This window comes from Sphingomonas qilianensis (genome assembly GCF_039614825.1).
Lineage (GTDB): Bacteria > Pseudomonadota > Alphaproteobacteria > Sphingomonadales > Sphingomonadaceae > Sphingomonas > Sphingomonas qilianensis.
Genome location: NZ_JBDIMF010000001.1, coordinates 728,970 through 746,084 on the forward strand (window position 1 = coordinate 728,970; position 17,115 = coordinate 746,084).

Sequence of the window (17,115 nt, forward strand, 5' to 3'; positions counted from 1 at the left end):
CACGTGGACCAAGAGCATTTGAACGGACCACACGCGGTATAGTTCACGTGGTTGGGGAGCAGGATGGCAAATCTCCGCTTCGATTTTCGGTGACGATCACGTGGCCGGACGTCGCCACTGCCTCGCCCAGCCCTCGCGATGAAGCTGGCCACGCCCTCGCCCCGAGGTGCCTCGGTTGGCGGCTGTCATGATCCATTCTTTCCATCCAAAATCGGATGAAAAGAATGGTCATTAAAATAATGGTGCACCCAGAGCGATTCGAACGCCCGACCCTCAGATTCGTAGTCTGATGCTCTATCCAGCTGAGCTATGGGTGCGTGGAGGCAGTCTCCTAGGGGGGGTTTTTCGCGGGCGCAAGCGTTGCTTGTCACTTTTTTGCGGCATAGAGCGATTGATGATGACCAAATCCGCCATTTCCCCCCGTCTGTGCGCCGTTTCCGGCCTGATCCTTGGCGCGGCGCTGGGCGCCTGCGCGCAGACCGGCACGACGACCTATCCATCGCTGCTGCCGCGCGCGATCGAAACGCGCAGCGATGCCGAGCCGGTGGCGGTTGTCGCGGTGGCCGAGCCGGATCCGGCGCTCGACGCCCTGATCGCCGACAAGACCAGCGCGCTGGACGCCGGCAAGCGCGCCTTTGCCACCGCCGCGACCCGTGCCGACGGCCTAGCCCGCGCGGCCCGGGGGGCAGCCGTCGGCAGCGATCGCTGGCTGGATGCGCAGACCGCCCTGGCGGAGCTCGATTCGTTTCGCGCGGGAAGCTCCGGGCTGGTGACCGATCTCGATGAACTGCTCGTCGCGCGCGCCGCCGACGGCAAGCCGCCCTACCCCGCGCTGCAAACCGCGCGCGATGCCGCCCAGGCCGAGCTGGAGGCCGAAAGCGCCCGCATCGCCACGCTCCAGGCGTCGATGCCCGAGGCCTGATGGCTACGGTCGGGCGATCGCATAGGTGACGCTAGCGCGGAGCGGGTCGCCCTCGGCAAAGGCCGGGTGTTCAAAATCACCCTCCGGCAGCCGTGTCATGCCCAGCCGGGTCATCAGCCCCTGGCTCTTCACATTACGCGCCGCGGCGATCGCCACGATCCGCGCCGCGGCCGTATTGGCCCAGCCCCAGGCGAGGCTCGCCAGCATCGCCTCGCGGGCATAGCCGAGCCGCCAATAGGGTGTCGCCAGCATCCACCCCGCCTCGATCTCACCCTCGATCGGTGTGTCGTTCGCGCCGCGCTTCAGCCCGCAGAAACCAATCACGGCTCGATCGCTGCGTTGCTCCACGACCCGGAACCCCAGGCCTTCATGACGATAGCCGTCGTGCCGCGCGATCGTCGCGTCGCTTTCCTCGGGCGTCTTGAGGGCACCGAGATCTGCCATCACTCGCGGATTTGCCCACATGGCATGCAGCGCAACGCGGTCCGACGGCGTCGGCAAGCGCAGCACCAGCCGCTCGGTCTCGATCACGTCACCCCCTAAGCAGCCGCGCGGCATGCGCCGCATGATAGGTCAGCACGCCCGAACAGCCCGCGCGCTTGAACGCCATCAGCGTCTCCAGCACCACCGCATCGCGTTCCGCCGCGCCCGCCGCCACCGCCGCCTCGATCATCGCATATTCGCCCGACACCTGATACGCGAACACCGGCACCTGGAACTCGGTCTTCACGCGCAGAATGATGTCGAGATACGGCAGCCCCGGCTTGACCATCACGCTGTCCGCGCCCTCGGCCAGATCCAGCGCCACTTCGCGCAGCGCTTCCTCGGCATTGGCCGAATCCATCTGATAGGTCTTCTTGTCGCCTTTCAGCAGCCCGCGCGAGCCGACCGCATCGCGGAACGGGCCGTAAAAGCCGCTGGCATATTTGGCGGCGTAGGACATGATCTGCACGTTGACATGCCCCGCGCCTTCCAGCGCGTCGCGGATCAGCCCGATGCGGCCGTCCATCATGTCCGACGGCGCGATGATATCCGCCCCCGCCGCGGCCTGATTGAGCGCCTGCCCGACCAGCACTTCCGCCGTGCTGTCGTTGAGCACATACCCATCGGCATCGAGCAGCCCGTCATGGCCGTGCGCGGTATAGGGATCGAGCGCCACGTCGGTCAGCACGCCGACCTCGGGCACCGCATCCTTCAGCGCGCGGATCGCGCGGCACATCAGATTGTCGGGATTGAGCGCTTCCTCCCCCGCCGCGGTGCGCAACTGCGGCGGCGTGTTGGGGAACAGGGCGATGCAGGTAATGCCAAGATCGCGCGCTTCGCGCCCCCGCGCGACAATATTGTCGACCGACCAGCGCGACACGCCGGGCAGCGAGGCGATCGGATCCTCGATCCCCTGCCCTTCGGAAATAAACAGCGGCCAGATCAGATCTGCCGGGGTCAGCACGGTTTCGGCGTGTAATCGGCGGCTCCACGGTGAGCTGCGGGTACGGCGAAGGCGAAGCGCGGGATAAGATGCTGTCATGGGCAATATGTGCGCATGCCGGGCAAAAGCTGCAAGCGTTACGGCGCCGAAACCGCTTGCCGCGCGTTCCGCCGCCATGACAGCTGCTCCCACCGCCATTCGCTCCGCCGCAATGATCATCAACACCAAGTCGCGCAAAGGCCAGGCGCAGTTCGAGGCGGCGTGCGGGGCCATGAGCAGCCTGCCCTTCCCGGTCGATGCCCATGCCGTGCCGCATCCCGACAAGCTTGAGGAGACGGTGCACAAGGCGCTGGCCAAGAAGCCCGATCTGATCATCCTAGGCGGCGGCGACGGCACGGTCAGCGGGCTGGTCGATCTGCTGGTCGGCAAGAACGTGATCCTTGGCGTGCTGCCGCTCGGCACGGCCAACAGCTTCGCGCGCACGCTGGGCATTCCGCTCGACATTGCCGGCGCGGTCGAGGTGCTGCGCACCGGCACGCCTAAACGCATTGATCTGGGCATGATCGACGGCGATTATTTCGCCAATTGCGCGGCGCTTGGCATCTCGCCGCAGATTGCCAAGACGATCCCCCATGGCCTTAAGAAAGTCCTCGGCAAGATCGGCTATCTCGGCTGGGCGGCGTGGCAGTTCGTCAGCTTCAAGCCGTTCACCCTGATCATCGGCGAAGGCGCGCAGGCCGAGCGGCTGCGCGTGGTCGAAGTGCGGATCTCCAACGGGCCGTATCATGGCGGCACCGAATTGGTGGATGCCGCATCGGTCGATTCGGGCGAGATCGTCGTGCAGGCGGTGGTCGGCCGCGCGCGCAGCCGGCTGGTCAAGAATTGGGCGGCGAGCTTCTTCAAGCTCGACGCGCGGCACGAGGATACGCGCGACTTTCACGGCAAATCGCTGCGCATCGCGACCGAACCGCCGATGCCGATCTCGATCGACGGCGAAGTGCTGGCCAGGACCCCGGTGACGGCAAAGGTCGCGGCGGGCGTGATCGAGGTAATGGCGCCGGTCGCGTAACTTCCCCGTCATCCCGGACTTGGTCCGGGATCCAATGCGCCGGCAAGGCGATGCTCGCCCCGCTCTTCCTTTCCCCAGCCGCTTGATGGATCCCGGACCAAGTCCGGGATGACGGTGGAGGGTTAGGCTAAGCTCACCCCGTCGGCTGCAACCGCCCCGCCGGCTCGCTGTCGGCTTGGGCATGTTCCTCGCCATCCGCGACCGCCGGCACGATCAGCGCGCCCTTGCGCCACGTGCCCCGCCGATAGAACCACAGCGCACATACCAGCGACACCGCCGAGCCGATCGGAAACGCCCACCACAAGGCATCCGCGCCGATGAAGGGCCGGGCCGCCAGCGCGAACCCGATACGCACCGGGTATAAGGCGATGGCGAGAATAATCAGCGGTGCCAGCGTCGAGCCGTTGGCGCGCACGGTGGAGAATAACACCATCGTCGCGCCGAACATCACGAAGGTCCAGCTGGCGATCAGCTGGATATGCCGCGCGATCGGGATCGCCGCGCTGTCCGCGCCGACGAACAGCGCCATCACCGGGCGATCGAACAGGATGATGGCAGCGATCACCACCAACGTGATGATCGTGTTGTAGAGGATGCCCGAGCGCGTGATCGCATCGACGCGCTCCCATTTGCCCGCGCCGATATTCTGCGCCGCCATGCTGGAGACGGCCACGCCGATCGCCATCGCCGGCATCTGGATATAGGTCCAGAGTTGCTGCGACACGGCATAGGCCGCCGCGGTATCCACGCCCAGCCGATTGACCAGCCCGACCATCGTCAGCCCCGCGGTCGACATGACGAGCATCTGTGCGCCCATCGGCAGGCCCTTGCTCACGATCGTGCGCACCAACGCCGCCGCGGGCAGCAGGAAGCGCAGCTCCGCGCCGCGCAGCCGGATCGGCAGGTCGCGCGCATAGCCATAGGCGATCAGCCCGAAGGTCGAGACCAGGGCGGCGATCAGCGTGGCGGTGGCGGAACCGGCAATGCCCATCTTGGGGAACGGCCCGATGCCGTCGATCAGCAGTGGATTGAGGCTCGAATCGATGATCACGCTGAGCACCATGAACCAGAGCGGCGTGATCGAATCCCCGGTGCCGCGCAGCCCCATCTGGATTAGCACGCCGAGCATCGACAGCGGCAGCCCCAGGAAGATCACGCGCAGATACGCGAGCGCCAGCGGCTCGGCCTCCGGCGGCGTGGCGAGCAGATGCAGGATCTCGGGCGCGAAAATCCAGCCCAGCACGGTGATCACCAGCGCCCCGCCGACCACCAGCCCGACCGCCGAGCCGAACGCGCGCCGCGCCGCCTCGATATCGCCGCGCCCGACCGACTGACCGACCAGAATCGTCGCCGCCATGCCGAAGCCGAACACCGCGGAGAACATCAGGAACATGATGATGTTGGCGTTGGACGTCGCCGCCAGCGCGCCTTCGCCGAGAAAACGCCCGACCCAGATCGAATTGATCGAACCGTTGAGCGACTGGAGAATGTTCGACGCCAGCGTGGGCAGCGCAAAGGCGAGCAACGTCGCCCCGATCGGGCCGGTGGTGAGATCGCGCTGGCGCTTGGATGAGGGGGCCGTCGCCATATCTACTCCGTCGCCCCGCCCCACTGCGTCACCCCACCCCAAACCGTCACCCCAGCGAAAGCTGGGGTATCAACGAGGCGCGCGACCCGCGCACCCCATGAATATCCCAGCGTTCGCTGGGATGACGAAAATAGGGATAGGCTCAACCCAGTCGCACCAGCGCCGCGCCCAAGCGCTCGGCTTCCGCGGCCTTGTCGGCGTGATCGGCCTTGGCCTTGTCCACCGCTTCCGGCTTGGCGCGCTCGACAAAGCTCGCATTGCTTAAGCGCCCGGCCAGCGCATCGCGCTCCTTCTCGACGGCGGCGATCGCCTTGGTCAGCCGCGCCTTTTCGGCATCGAGATCGATCACGCCATCCAGCGGAATGACGAACGTCGCCTCTTCGGCCAACACCTGAATGCCGCCCTGCCCGGCGAACTCGCCGTCCGCCAGATCGACGCGCGCCAGCCGCGCCAGCACCGCCGCGTTGCGCGCCAGACGCTCCTGCGTCAGCGCGCCCGCGCCCTGCACATGCATCGGCAGCTTCGCGCCGGGCGACACGTTGAGCTCGGTCCGCGCCGCACGGATATCGCTGACCAGCGAAATCAGCCAGTCCACTTCCTGCGCCGCCGCCGGATCGATCGCGCGTGCATCCGCCATCGGCCATTTCGCCACGATCAGATCGCTCTCGCGCGGCCCCATCTTGGACCATAATTCTTCGGTGATGAACGGCATGAAGGGGTGCAGCAGCACGAGCAACTGATCGAGCACCCAGCCCGCCACCGCGCGCGTCTCGTCCGCCTCAGCACTCCCCTCCCGCTTGCGGGAGGGGTCGGGGGAGGGCGTGTCCGCAATCGCCCCGCCGTCCGTACCGGCAGGCCCTCCCCCAGCCCCTCCCGCAAGCGGGTGGGGAGAAAGAACCGGCTTGATCAGCTCGATATACCAGTCGCAGAAGCGGCTCCAGCCGAACTGGTAGATCGCGTTGGCCGCGCCGTCGAAGCGGTAATCGGCCAGCGCCAGATCGACCGCCTGCACCGCCTGGATCGTCTCGGCGATGATCCAGCGATTGACCGCCAGCTCGGCTTTCGGTGCTTCCAGCGTCGTGCTGGCGACAATGCCGTTGGCCTGGCAGAAGCGCGCGGCATTCCACAATTTGGTGGCGAAGTTGCGATAGCCCTCGACGCGCTTCTCATCCATCTTGATGTCGCGGCCCTGGCTTTCCATCGCCGCCATGAAGAAGCGCAGCGCATCCGCGCCATATTGATCGATCAGGCCCAGCGGATCGACCGTATTGCCCTTCGATTTGGACATCTTGGCGCCATCCGCCGCGCGCACCAGCCCGTGCAGATACAGCGTCTTGAACGGCACATCCTTCATGAAGTGCATGCCCTGCATCATCATGCGGGCATTCCAGAAGAACAGGATGTCAAAGCCGGAGATGAGCACGTCATTGGGGTAGCGGCCGTGGAGGCTGTTTCTTCTTAGCCCCTCCCCTTCAGGGGAGGGGTTGGGGTGGGGGCTATCCCCACGGGCATCGGTCTCGGTGAGACTGAGAGCCCCCACCCCCTCCCCCTCCCCTGAAGGGGAGGGGCTTGCGCTTGCCTCATCCGGCCAGCCCAGCGTCGCGAACGGCCACAGCGCGGAGGAGAACCACGTATCCAGCACGTCGCTATCCTGCTCCAGCGTCACGCCCGCGCCGGCCTGCGCCTGCGCCTCGGCCTCGCTCAGCGCGACATAGATCTGGCCGTCATCACCAAACCACGCCGGGATCCGGTGCCCCCACCACAATTGCCGCGAGACGCACCACGGCTGGATATTCTCCATCCAGTTGAAGAACGTCTTTTCCCACGTCTTGGGCACAATGCGGATGCGGCCATCACGCACCGCCTCGATCGCCGGCTGCGCCAGCGTCTTGGCATCGACATACCATTGGTCGGTCAACCACGGCTCGATCACCACGCCCGAGCGGTCGCCATAGGGCGTCTGGATCGTGCGCGGCTCGGCGTCGTGCTCCGCGCCGTTCTTGTCGATGTGGGGCACGAGGAAGTCCTCGTCCTTGAGCTGCGCGACCACCGCCTTGCGCGCCTCGGCCGTCGAAAGACCGAGGAACGCCGCCGGAATCAGGCCATCCGAGACCTGCACGACGCGCGCCTTGGCATCGAGCATGTTGAGCATCTCGCCGGCCTTGAGCCCCGCGCGCTTGCCCACCTCGAAATCGTTGAAATCATGCCCCGGGGTGATCTTCACCGCGCCCGAGCCGAGCGCGGGATCGGCATGCTCGTCGGCCACGATCGGGATTAGCCGGCCGGTGATCGGCAGCCGCACCTTCTTGCCGATCAGCGCGGTGTAGCGCTCGTCCGCAGGGTGCACCGCCACCGCCATGTCGGCGAGCATCGTCTCGGGCCGCGTCGTCGCCACCTCGATGAACCCCGAGCCATCCTCCAGCGGATAACGCAGCTTCCAGAAGCTGCCCTTGATCTCGCGCGTTTCCACCTCGAGATCGCTGATCGCGGTGCCGAGGCCCGGATCCCAGTTTACCAGACGCTTGTCGCGGTACAGCAGCCCCTCCTTGTGCAGATCGACGAACACTTTGAGCACGGCCTTGGAAAAGCCCGCATCCATCGTGAAGCGCTCGTTCTGCCAATCCATCGAACAGCCAAGGCGGCGGAGCTGCGCGGTGATCGTGCCGCCGCTCTCTTCCTTCCACGCCCACACTTTCTCGACGAACTGCTCGCGCGTGAGATCGGTACGCTTCTCAGGCGGGGTCATCGCGCCCATTTGCCGCTCGACCACCATCTGCGTGGCGATCCCGGCATGATCGGTGCCGACCACCCACAAAGCATCCTTGCCCTTCAGCCGCGCGTGGCGCGTCAGGATGTCCTGCAGCGTATTGTCCAGCGCATGGCCGATATGCAGGTTGCCCGTCACGTTGGGCGGCGGGTTGACGATCGTCCACGGCTCGGCGCCCGGGCGGTCGGGGCGGAACTGGCCGCTCTCCTCCCAATGCGCATACCAGCGCGATTCGATTTCGGCGGGGTCGAAGGTCTTGGGGAGCTCGGTCATGGCGTGAGGCCATAACCATGCCGCCCGCTTTCGTCACCCCGGCGTGTTGCACCGCGATAGCGCCACGCCCTGTCACAGGCGGCGCGCGCGCGGGTTCTAATCCGCATCAAATGGCGTTAGAGGGGAAGCACGCCCGGTCGCCGCTTCGCGCGTGTGCGGCCAATCCCCGGAGATTTATCTTGCCCGTCGAAAAACGATCCAGCCTGCAGGTTCGGCTTGCCGAACAGCGGGATATTCCCGGCATCCTCGCGATGGTCGGGCGCGTCTATGCCGGCATGGGCACATACAGCGTCGGCATGCTGGTCGGGCAGATCAACAATTTCCCCGAAGGCCAGTTCGTCGCCGAACTGGGCGATCAGATCGTCGGCTATTGCGCCTCGTCGCGGATCGACGAGGCGGTGGCGCTCTCGCCGCACGATTGGGAGACGATCTCGGGCAACGGTTTCGGCAGCCGCCACGATCCGACCGGCGATTGGCTGTACGGCTTCGAACTCGCCGTCGATCCGCTGCATCGGGGCCTGCGCATCGGCAAGCGCTTGTATGAGGCGCGGCGCACGCTGGCCGAGCGGCTCGAACTGCGCGGCATCGCCTTTGGCGGGCGCATGCCCGGCTATCGCCGCGCGCGCTCGAAGGTGGATGGCCCGGTCGATTATCTCGATCAGATCGCCAGCGGCAAGCTGCGCGATCAGGTGATCGGCTTCCAGCTCGCCAACGGCTTCACGCCGATCGGCATCCTCAGCGATTACCTGCCCAAGGACACCGCCTCGGGCGGTTTCGCCGCGCACATGGTGTGGCGCAATCCGTACGTAGATCCGAACGAACCCGCCGCGTTCCGCGTCCCCCGCGACGTCGAAAGCGTCCGTCTGGCAACCGTGCAGCTGCAGGCGCGCGCGGTCCGCGATTTTGATGAATTCATCCGCCACGTCGAATATTTCGTCGATGTCGCGTCGGATTATCGCGCGCATTTCGTCGTCTTCCCGGAACTGTTCACGCTCTCCTTGCTGTCGTTCGAGACCGCGAAACTGTCGCCGATGGAAGCGATCGACCGCCTGACCGAGCATCGTGCGCCGCTCGTCGCCGAGCTGTCGCGCATGGCGCTGCGCTACAATATCAACATCATCGGCGGCTCGCATCCGACGCGCACCGATGACGGCGATATTCAGAACGTCGCCTATGTGTGCCTGCGCGATGGATCGGTCCATGCGCAGGAGAAGATCCACCCCACCCCCAACGAAGCCTATTGGTGGAAGATCAAGGGCGGCGATTCGGTCGATGTGATTCAGACGGATGTCGGGCCAATCGGCGTGCTGATCTGTTACGACAGCGAATTCCCCGAGCTCGCCCGCCGGCTGGTCGATCAGGGCGCGCGCATCCTGTTCGTGCCGTTCTGCACCGATAACCGCCAGGGCTATATGCGCGTGCGCTATTGCGCGCAGGCACGGGCAATCGAGAATCAGTGCTTCGTGGTGATGGCGGGCAATGTCGGCAATCTGCCCGGCGTGGACAATATGGACATTCAATATGCCCAGTCCTGCATCCTGACCCCGTGCGATTTCCCCTTCGCCCGCGACGGCATCGCCGCCGAGGCGAGTGAGAATATCGAGACGCTGACGATCGCCGACGTCAATCTCGCCGATCTCACCTGGGCGCGTGCCGAGGGCACGGTCCGCAATCTCGCCGATCGCCGCTTCGATCTGTATCATATCGATTGGTCGAGCAATCCGCGCCAGGAGCCGGAAATGCCGCATGCGCACAGCAGCCGTGCCAAGGGGCCGGGCGGCGGCTGAGCCGCGCAAACACCGCAAGCCCGACCCGTCGGGTTTGCGTTGACCGCGGCCAGCGACTTGTGGCAACGGCGGCGGATCAGCGGTGTCGCCACTGCGGGTGTAGCTCAATGGTAGAGCAGAAGCTTCCCAAGCTTACGACGAGGGTTCGATTCCCTTCACCCGCTCCAGGCTGATCAGCGCTGCAGGTTTTTCGGCACGCCGCTGACCTGGAACACGCCACCACGTTGCAGCGCGATAACATATTGCGCGCCGGCATTGCATTCCACCGCCCAGGTCTGCTTGCCGTTCACGCGGCCCCTGGCCACGACATTGACGATATTCTGGCAATCATAATCGGCGTCGTTGATCGCGCGGAAGAAGGCGGTGCGCTGCTGCACCGGGCTGAGCTTGGCGATCTGCGCTTCGACGGGATCGGGGCCAGCGGGCGCCGCGGCGGTGTTGCCACTGCCGCCGGTATCGCAGGCGGCCAGCGCCAGCCCGGCCAGCGCCATGGTGAAGGTTTTTGCGGTCATCTGTTGGCTCCTCATCAAATGCCGCCCGCCACGACATCGCGGCCGGCGGCGGTCAGCGCGGTCGTCAGATCAACGATGCAGGTGTCGAGAAGTTCTGCCTCGGTCGCACGGACGACGAAATTGGCGCCGGTGCGGCCATCGCGAAAAAACGGATAGCTGCCGATCGCCACGCCCGGATGCGCTTTTTCCGCGCTGCGCAGCAGATCGGCCACTTCGCTCTCGCCCACCCAGCAACCGATCGTCCGCGACAATACCGGCAGCCCGCCCTCCAGCGTGCCGGTCAGCGCATCGAGCATGCCTGCCGTGATATGCGGCACGCCGGCCATGATGAAGACGTTGCCGATCTTGATTCCCGGCGCGCCCGACATGCGATTCTCGATCAGGCTGGCGCCCGCCGGCACGCGCGCCATGCGCTTGCGCGCCTCGCTCAGCCCGCCGCGGGTTTCGTAATAGCGCTCCAGCACCGCCACCGCCTGCGGGTGGAATTCCACCGCCACGCCCAATGCTGCGGCGATCGCATCCACCGTGATGTCGTCATGCGTCGGCCCGATGCCGCCCGTTGTGAACAGATAATCGTTGCGCGCGCGCAGCGCGTTGACCGCCTCGACGATGGCCTCCGTCGTGTCGGGCACGATGCGCACTTCGGCCAGCCGGATGCCCTGCACGTTGAGCCAAGCCGCGATCTGCGCGACATTCTTGTCCTGCGTGCGGCCGGAAAGGATTTCGTCGCCGATCACCGCCAAAGCGGCCGTCCAGATGCGTGTGGTCATGCAGGCTGGCATAGACCGCGCGGGGCATCTCGCAAAGCCCGCGCAGTGCCGCTATATGATCGCCATGACCGATTATGTAACCGTCACCGCCGACGCCCCGCTGGGCCGCACCGGCGCCATCAAGCTTCATGGCCGTGCGGCGTTCGATGCGATGCACAAAGCGGGCAAATTGGCCGCCGAAACGCTCGACATGGTCGTGCCGCATGTCGTGCCCGGCGTCACCACTGCCGAGCTCGACGATCTGATCCGCAATTTCATCGCCGATCGCGGCGGCGTGCCCGCGACGCTTGGCTATCGCGGCTACACGCATGCCAGCTGTATCTCGATCAATCATGTCGTGTGCCACGGCATCCCCAGCCCCAAGACGCTGAAAAGCGGCGATATCGTCAATATCGACGTGACCCCGATCGTTGATGGCTGGCACGGCGATTCGAGCCGCATGTATCTGGCCGGCGATGTGCCGATCAAGGCGCGGCGGCTGGTCGATGTGACGTACGAATGCCTGATGCTCGGCATTGAGCAGGCGAAGCCGGGCAACACGATGGGCGATGTCGCGCATGCGATCCAGAGCCACGCCGAAAAGCATCGCTACGGCGTGGTGCGCGATTTTTGCGGCCACGGCCTGGGCCAATTATTCCACGACGCGCCGGAAGTGGTGCATGTCGGCCGCCCCGGCACCGGGCCGGAGCTGAAACCCGGCATGATCTTCACGATCGAACCGATGATCAATATCGGCCGCCCCGACGTGAAGCTGCTCGACGACGGCTGGACGGCGGTGACGCGCGATCGCTCGCTCTCGGCACAGTTCGAACATTCGATCGGCATCACCGAGGATGGCTGCGAGATTTTCACGCTGAGCCCGGGCGGGTTCGACCGACCGCCTTATTGATCGCGCCGACCAAGGAACTGGCGACGGAAGACCCGGACGCACTAGCCGCGCCCCACGCTGCTGCGGCGCCAGCTGCCACAAAACAAGGCAGGTACTCCGAGTTGCTGCCCCATTAGGCATGCCGCGCCGCGGAAAAACCACCGCCCCCGCCCTTGCCCGCCCCTCGCGCGACTGGCACGATTGTTGTAGCATGCGGACGCGGGGCGCTGTGTTTCGCGCACCAGTCGGGGGCATACCGTGAAGAAGATCGAAGCGATCATCAAACCGTTCAAGCTGGACGAGGTGAAGGAAGCGCTGCACGAAGTCGGCGTCAGCGGTATCACCGTGACGGAGGCCAAGGGCTTCGGGCGGCAGAAGGGCCATACCGAGCTCTATCGCGGCGCCGAATATGTCGTCGATTTCCTCCCCAAGGTGAAGCTCGAGGTGGTCGTCGAGGATGGCCTGGCCGATCGTGTGGTCGAGGCGATCGCCACCGCCGCGCACACGGGCCGTATCGGCGACGGCAAGATCTTCGTCATCCCGGTCGAAACCGCGCTGCGGATCCGCACCGGCGAGCGCAACGAGGATGCTATTTAACCACGGTATTTTGACGCGGCGTAAATTGACGCGTCGCAGCAATTGGTGAAAGCGTAGCCACGGCACGCAGCAACAATATTCCCGATTCTGTCGGGCGGACTATCGAACACGAAAGGCATGGGCTTTATGGCTAATACGGCGAAAGACGTCCTGAAGATGATCAAGGATGAGGAGATCGAGTGGGTCGATCTGCGCTTCACCGATCCCAAGGGCAAATGGCAGCATCTGACGATGGTCGCCGGCGTGGTCGGCGAAGATGAGCTGGACGACGGCTTCATGTTCGACGGCTCCTCGATCGAGGGCTGGAAGGCGATCAACGAATCCGACATGATCCTGAAGCCCGATCTCGACGCGGTGTGGATCGATCCGTTCTCGGCCACCCCGATGCTGATCCTGGTGTGCGACGTCGTCGAGCCATCCACCGGCGAGCTCTATGCCCGCGATCCGCGCTCGACCGCCAAGCGTTCGGAAGCCTATCTCAAGACCACCGGCATCGGCGACACGATCTATATCGGGCCGGAAGCCGAATTCTTCATGTTCGACAACGTGCAGTTCGAAACGAGCTACGCCACGTCCTACTACAAGATCGACGATATCGAGCTGCCGACGAACACCGGCACTACCTACGAAAGCGGCAATCTCGGCCATCGTCCGCGCGCCAAGGGCGGCTATTTCCCGGTGGCGCCGGTCGATTCCGCCGTCGACATCCGCGGCGAGATGGTCTCCACCATGCTCGAAATGGGCCTGCCGTGCGACAAGCATCACCACGAGGTCGCCGCCGGCCAGCACGAGTTGGGCCTGACCTTCGGCACGCTGACCACCACCGCTGATCGCATGCAGATCTACAAGTACGTCTGCCACAACGTCGCGCAGGCTTACGGCAAGTCGGTCACCTTCATGCCAAAGCCGATCAAGGAAGATAATGGCAGCGGCATGCACACGCATCTGTCGATCTGGGAAGGCGGCAACCCGTTGTTCGCCGGTAACGGCTATGCGGGCCTGAGCGACACCTGCCTGTATTTCATCGGCGGGATCATCAAGCACGCCAAGGCGCTCAACGCCTTCACCAACCCCTCGACCAACAGCTACAAGCGGCTGGTCCCGGGTTATGAAGCCCCCGTGCTGCTGGCCTATTCGGCGCGCAACCGCTCGGCCTCGTGCCGTATCCCCTACGGCACCGGCGCCAAGGCGAAGCGCGTCGAAGTGCGCTTCCCCGATGCAATGGCCAATCCGTATCTCTGCTATGCGGCGCTGCTGATGGCCGGGCTCGACGGGATCCAGAACAAGATCCATCCCGGCGAGGCGATGGACAAGAACCTGTACGATCTGCCGCCGGCAGAACTGGCCGAAGTGCCCACCGTCTGCTCGTCGCTGCGCGAAGCGCTCGAGACGCTGGGCAAGGATCACGACTTCCTGCTCAAGGGCGACGTGTTCACCAAGGACCAGATCGAAAGCTATATCGAACTGAAGATGGAAGAGGTTGCGCGCTGGGAAATGACCCCGAGCCCGGTCGAATTCGATATGTACTACAGCTACTGAGCGCAGCGGCGCGGCGCTGCCGCGGCGCGGGCAAACAGAAGGGCGTCCGGATCATTCCGGGCGCCCTTTTTACGAACCAGCCCCTTTCTCCGCCCCGCACGATTACCGATCGGCACTGCGCGCAACCTCGCTGGCCGCGATGGGCGCAACGCACCGCCCCTAACCACGTGGTCGCCAGGACATCACACCAGCAACACCGTCGCTCCGCGCGTCTCCCCCGCCTCCAGCGCGCGGTGCGCGTCCGCTGCATCCTCCAGCGCAAATGTCTGCCCGATCTCTGGCACGATCGCGCCGCTGCGCACCATCTCGAACAAGCGCGCGACGCCCGCCCCGCGCTCCTCCGCCGTCACGTAATAATGGAACAACGTCGGGCGCGAGACGAACAGCGAGCCCTTGGCGGCCAGCACGCCGAGCGCGACCCCGTCCACCGCCCCGCTGGCATTGCCATAGCTGACGATCAGCCCGCGCCGCGCGGCGCTGTCGAGCGACGCGGCCCAGGTCGCCTTGCCCACGCCATCGAAGATCACTGGCACGCCCGCGCCAGCGGTGATCTCGCGCACCCGCGCGGCGATATCCTCGCTTTTGTGCAGGATGAGATGATCGGCGCCCGCCGCGCGCGCCTGCTGCGCTTTTTCGTCGCTGCCGACGACGCCGATCACATTCGCACCTATCGCCTTTAGCCAGCCGACCATCAGATGCCCCACGCCGCCCGCCGCGGCATGCACGAGCACGGTCTGCCCCGGCTGCACCCTGGCGCAACGTTCGATCAGCGCTTCCGTGGTGCAGCCCTTGAGCAGGATTGCCGCTGCGGTGCGATCGTCGATATCGGCGGGCAACGGCAACAGGCTGGCCGCCGGCACGTTGCGCGCGGTGGCATAGGCGCCGAGCGCCGGCCCGAACGTGCCGACCCGATCGCCAACCTTGAAGCCGTCCACACCCGCGCCCACCGCCTCGATCACGCCCGCCGCTTCCGATCCCAATCCGCTTGGCAGCGCGAGCGGATACAGGCCGGTGCGGTGATAGGTGTCGATATAATTGAGCCCCACGGCGGCGTTGCGCATGCGAACCTCGCCCGGCGCGGGAGCGGGCAGATCAACATCGATCCACTCGATCACTTCGGGTCCGCCGGTGCGGGTGATCTGGGCGGCGCGCGTCATGTCTCTGTCTCCTGTGGCTCGGTCGTTCCTAGCATGGCTCAATGCAGTGGCCAGACCGCCATGATCAGCGGCGTGCCGACCACCAGCACGAGCACCGACAGCGGTGCGCCGAGACGCGCATAATCGCCGAAGCGATAGCCCCCCGGCCCCATCACCAGCGTGTTGCACTGATGCCCGATCGGGGTCAGGAAATCGCATCCGGCGCCGACCGCGGTGGCCATCAGGAACGCCTCGGGGCGGAAGCCGAGATCGCCGGCAAAGGTCGCCGCGATCGGCGCCATCACCAGCACGGTGGCGGCGTTATTGAGGAACGGCGTCACCGCCATCGCCGCGGCCAGAATAAGCGCCACCGCGCCCCACGCCGGCAAGGCGGAAGCGGTCTGCGCCAGCCAGGTGGCGATCACGTCCGACGCGCCGGTGGTGCGCAGCGAATCGCTGACCGGGATCAACGCGCCGAGCATGATCAGGATCGGCCATTCGACATGGTCATAGGCCTCGCGCACCGGCAACACGCCGCTCGCCATCATCAGCCCGGCGGCAGCGAAAAAGGCGACCGCGACCGGCACATAACCGGTCGCGGTTGAGAGCATCGCCGCAGCCAGAATGACGATCGGCAACCAGCCGCGCTTCGATACCCCGAGCCGGAGTTCGCGTTGTGCCAGCGGCAGACAGCCAAGGTTGCGCAGCCGCTCCGGTAACTGTTCGAGCGGCCCCTGCAACACGATCACGTCGCCGCCGCGGAGCTCGGTATTGGCGAGCCGCTTCGACAGATGCTCGCCGCGCCGCGAGATGGCGATGAGATTGACGCCGTGGCGCGCCTGCAGCCCCAGCCGCCCGGCGGTCTGGCCGATCAGCGGGGATCCTAGATTGATCACCGCCTCGATTACGCCGACTTCATCATCGTCGTCGGCATCGACCTTTTCGCGATCCTCGCCCTCCAGCTTCAGGCGATCCTTGGCGATGACGCGTTCGAGTGCGTCCGGTTCGCCCCCCAGGATCAGCGTATCGCCTTCGCGCAACTGGGTATGATCGTGCGGCGCGCTGCGCAGCCCGCCGCGCACCAATTGCGTGATGGTCACTTCGCGGTCGTGCCGATCGAGGAAGGCGGCGACCGTTTCATCCACCGCCGCCGAGCCTTCGACCAGCTCTGCTTCGGTGACATAGCCCTTGATGTCGAGCGCCTCGCCCATCGTCGGTGCCGCGCGCCGATCGCGCGGCAGCAGGCGATACGCGAAGCGCAGATAGATCAGCCCCATCACCGTCAGCCCCAGGCCGACAGGCGCATAATCGAACATGCCGAACGGCTGCCCGGTCATCTCCTCGCGCACGCGGCTGACGATGATGTTGGGCGATGTGCCGATCAGCGTGATCAAGCCGCCGAGCAACGACGCCGTGGCCATCGGCATCAGGAAAACCGACGGGCTGGTATTGTTCTTCTTGGCCATCTGGAACGCGGCGGGCATCAGCATCGCCAGTGCGCCGATATTCTTGACCAGGGCGGAGGCAAAGCCGACTGCAGTGGTCAGCACGACCAGTTGCGAGCGGACCCGCGTCACGCGCCTGGACACGAACGACAGGGCGATCTCGATGATCCCCGAACGCTGCACGGCGGCAGAGATGACCAGCGCCGAGCCGACGATGATCACGATATCGTCGGAAAAGCCGGAAAAGGCCTCCTTGGGCTTGACGATGCCCAGCGCCAACGACGCGAGCAGCGCCAGTATGGCGACCACATCGTAGCGGAACTTACCCCAAATGAAGAGCAGCATCATTCCCGCCAGCGTGGCGACGGACAGCATCTGGGGAACGGTCATCGGGCCTCATCGATCGGAATTGGTGA

At 65.4% G+C, this 17,115-nt stretch carries 14 protein-coding genes and 2 tRNA genes; 7 read left to right on the plus strand and 9 right to left on the minus strand.

Translation table 11 applies throughout. From position 1 onward, the window contains the following. Positions 1-240: 240 nt before the first annotated feature. Positions 241-317 (minus strand) — tRNA-Arg (locus tag ABC969_RS03525). Between the two features lie 77 nt (positions 318-394). Here ABC969_RS03525 and ABC969_RS03530 point away from each other — a divergent pair. Beyond that, positions 395-922, plus strand: a complete 528-nt coding sequence (locus tag ABC969_RS03530) for a hypothetical protein (RefSeq protein ID WP_345862993.1) — start codon at positions 395-397, stop codon at positions 920-922. 3 nt (positions 923-925) lie between these two features. Here ABC969_RS03530 and ABC969_RS03535 read toward each other — a convergent pair whose 3' ends face one another. Continuing rightward, the gene (locus tag ABC969_RS03535) at positions 926-1,453 is read right to left on the minus strand and encodes a GNAT family N-acetyltransferase (protein WP_345862996.1); all 528 of its coding nucleotides are present in this window, start codon (positions 1,451-1,453) and stop codon (positions 926-928) included. 1 nt (position 1,454) lies between these two features. Beyond that, positions 1,455-2,447 carry a porphobilinogen synthase gene (gene hemB / locus ABC969_RS03540; protein WP_345862997.1) on the minus strand — a complete coding sequence of 331 codons (993 nt, stop codon included), beginning with the start codon at positions 2,445-2,447 and terminating at the stop codon, positions 1,455-1,457. Positions 2,448-2,523: 76 nt separating this feature from the next. On the opposite strand from hemB, the gene ABC969_RS03545 reads away from it, so the two are divergent. Further along, on the plus strand, positions 2,524-3,417 hold the full coding sequence (locus ABC969_RS03545) for a diacylglycerol/lipid kinase family protein (protein ID WP_345862998.1): 894 nt from the start codon (positions 2,524-2,526) through the stop codon (positions 3,415-3,417). Between the two features lie 133 nt (positions 3,418-3,550). On the opposite strand, the gene ABC969_RS03550 is transcribed toward ABC969_RS03545, so the two are convergent. Beyond that, positions 3,551-5,005 (minus strand): MATE family efflux transporter, encoded by a 1,455-nt coding sequence (locus tag ABC969_RS03550; RefSeq protein WP_345863000.1) that lies wholly within the window; start codon positions 5,003-5,005, stop codon positions 3,551-3,553. A 142-nt stretch (positions 5,006-5,147) separates the two neighbouring features. Next, on the minus strand, positions 5,148-8,045 hold the full coding sequence (locus tag ABC969_RS03555; protein ID WP_345863002.1) for a valine--tRNA ligase: 2,898 nt from the start codon (positions 8,043-8,045) through the stop codon (positions 5,148-5,150). 251 nt (positions 8,046-8,296) lie between these two features. On the opposite strand from ABC969_RS03555, the gene ABC969_RS03560 reads away from it, so the two are divergent. After that, positions 8,297-9,832, plus strand: a complete 1,536-nt coding sequence (locus ABC969_RS03560; RefSeq protein ID WP_345863809.1) for a GNAT family N-acetyltransferase — start codon at positions 8,297-8,299, stop codon at positions 9,830-9,832. 93 nt (positions 9,833-9,925) lie between these two features. Beyond that, positions 9,926-9,999, plus strand: a tRNA-Gly gene (locus tag ABC969_RS03565). Between the two features lie 6 nt (positions 10,000-10,005). Here the strand turns inward: ABC969_RS03565 and ABC969_RS03570 are convergent. Then, positions 10,006-10,344: a hypothetical protein gene (locus ABC969_RS03570; protein WP_345863004.1), complete on the minus strand. Its 339-nt coding sequence runs from the start codon at positions 10,342-10,344 to the stop codon at positions 10,006-10,008. Positions 10,345-10,358: 14 nt separating this feature from the next. Continuing rightward, positions 10,359-11,114, minus strand: a complete 756-nt coding sequence (locus ABC969_RS03575; RefSeq protein ID WP_345863005.1) for a competence/damage-inducible protein A — start codon at positions 11,112-11,114, stop codon at positions 10,359-10,361. A gap of 64 nt (positions 11,115-11,178) precedes the next feature. On the opposite strand from ABC969_RS03575, the gene map reads away from it, so the two are divergent. From map to glnA, 3 genes are all read left to right on the plus strand, one after another. Beyond that, the gene (gene map, locus ABC969_RS03580) at positions 11,179-12,003 is read left to right on the plus strand and encodes a type I methionyl aminopeptidase (RefSeq protein ID WP_345863007.1); all 825 of its coding nucleotides are present in this window, start codon (positions 11,179-11,181) and stop codon (positions 12,001-12,003) included. A 237-nt stretch (positions 12,004-12,240) separates the two neighbouring features. Next, a complete protein-coding gene (locus tag ABC969_RS03585; protein ID WP_345863008.1) occupies positions 12,241-12,579 on the plus strand; it encodes a P-II family nitrogen regulator in 339 nt (112 codons plus the stop codon). 126 nt (positions 12,580-12,705) lie between these two features. Next, positions 12,706-14,118 carry a type I glutamate--ammonia ligase gene (gene glnA, locus ABC969_RS03590; RefSeq protein WP_345863009.1) on the plus strand — a complete coding sequence of 471 codons (1,413 nt, stop codon included), beginning with the start codon at positions 12,706-12,708 and terminating at the stop codon, positions 14,116-14,118. Positions 14,119-14,300: 182 nt separating this feature from the next. Here glnA and ABC969_RS03595 read toward each other — a convergent pair whose 3' ends face one another. Further along, on the minus strand, positions 14,301-15,275 hold the full coding sequence (locus tag ABC969_RS03595) for a quinone oxidoreductase family protein (protein ID WP_345863010.1): 975 nt from the start codon (positions 15,273-15,275) through the stop codon (positions 14,301-14,303). A 38-nt stretch (positions 15,276-15,313) separates the two neighbouring features. Then, on the minus strand, positions 15,314-17,089 hold the full coding sequence (locus ABC969_RS03600) for an SLC13 family permease (RefSeq protein ID WP_345863011.1): 1,776 nt from the start codon (positions 17,087-17,089) through the stop codon (positions 15,314-15,316). Positions 17,090-17,115: the final 26 nt, after the last annotated feature.

What these genes read in the sequence shown, in the direction of transcription:
- ABC969_RS03530 (WP_345862993.1), top strand. Translation starts at nt 395, where the DNA reads ATGATGACCAAATCCGCCATTTCCCCCCGTCTGTGCGCCGTTTCCGGC.
- hemB (WP_345862997.1), bottom strand. Translation starts at nt 2,447, where the DNA reads ATGACAGCATCTTATCCCGCGCTTCGCCTTCGCCGTACCCGCAGCTCA.
- ABC969_RS03545 (WP_345862998.1), top strand. Translation starts at nt 2,524, where the DNA reads ATGACAGCTGCTCCCACCGCCATTCGCTCCGCCGCAATGATCATCAAC.
- ABC969_RS03550 (WP_345863000.1), bottom strand. Translation starts at nt 5,005, where the DNA reads ATGGCGACGGCCCCCTCATCCAAGCGCCAGCGCGATCTCACCACCGGC.
- ABC969_RS03555 (WP_345863002.1), bottom strand. Translation starts at nt 8,045, where the DNA reads ATGACCGAGCTCCCCAAGACCTTCGACCCCGCCGAAATCGAATCGCGC.
- ABC969_RS03560 (WP_345863809.1), top strand. Translation starts at nt 8,297, where the DNA reads ATGGTCGGGCGCGTCTATGCCGGCATGGGCACATACAGCGTCGGCATG.
- ABC969_RS03570 (WP_345863004.1), bottom strand. Translation starts at nt 10,344, where the DNA reads ATGACCGCAAAAACCTTCACCATGGCGCTGGCCGGGCTGGCGCTGGCC.
- ABC969_RS03575 (WP_345863005.1), bottom strand. Translation starts at nt 11,114, where the DNA reads ATGACCACACGCATCTGGACGGCCGCTTTGGCGGTGATCGGCGACGAA.
- map (WP_345863007.1), top strand. Translation starts at nt 11,179, where the DNA reads ATGACCGATTATGTAACCGTCACCGCCGACGCCCCGCTGGGCCGCACC.
- glnA (WP_345863009.1), top strand. Translation starts at nt 12,706, where the DNA reads ATGGCTAATACGGCGAAAGACGTCCTGAAGATGATCAAGGATGAGGAG.
- ABC969_RS03595 (WP_345863010.1), bottom strand. Translation starts at nt 15,275, where the DNA reads ATGACGCGCGCCGCCCAGATCACCCGCACCGGCGGACCCGAAGTGATC.
- ABC969_RS03600 (WP_345863011.1), bottom strand. Translation starts at nt 17,089, where the DNA reads ATGACCGTTCCCCAGATGCTGTCCGTCGCCACGCTGGCGGGAATGATG.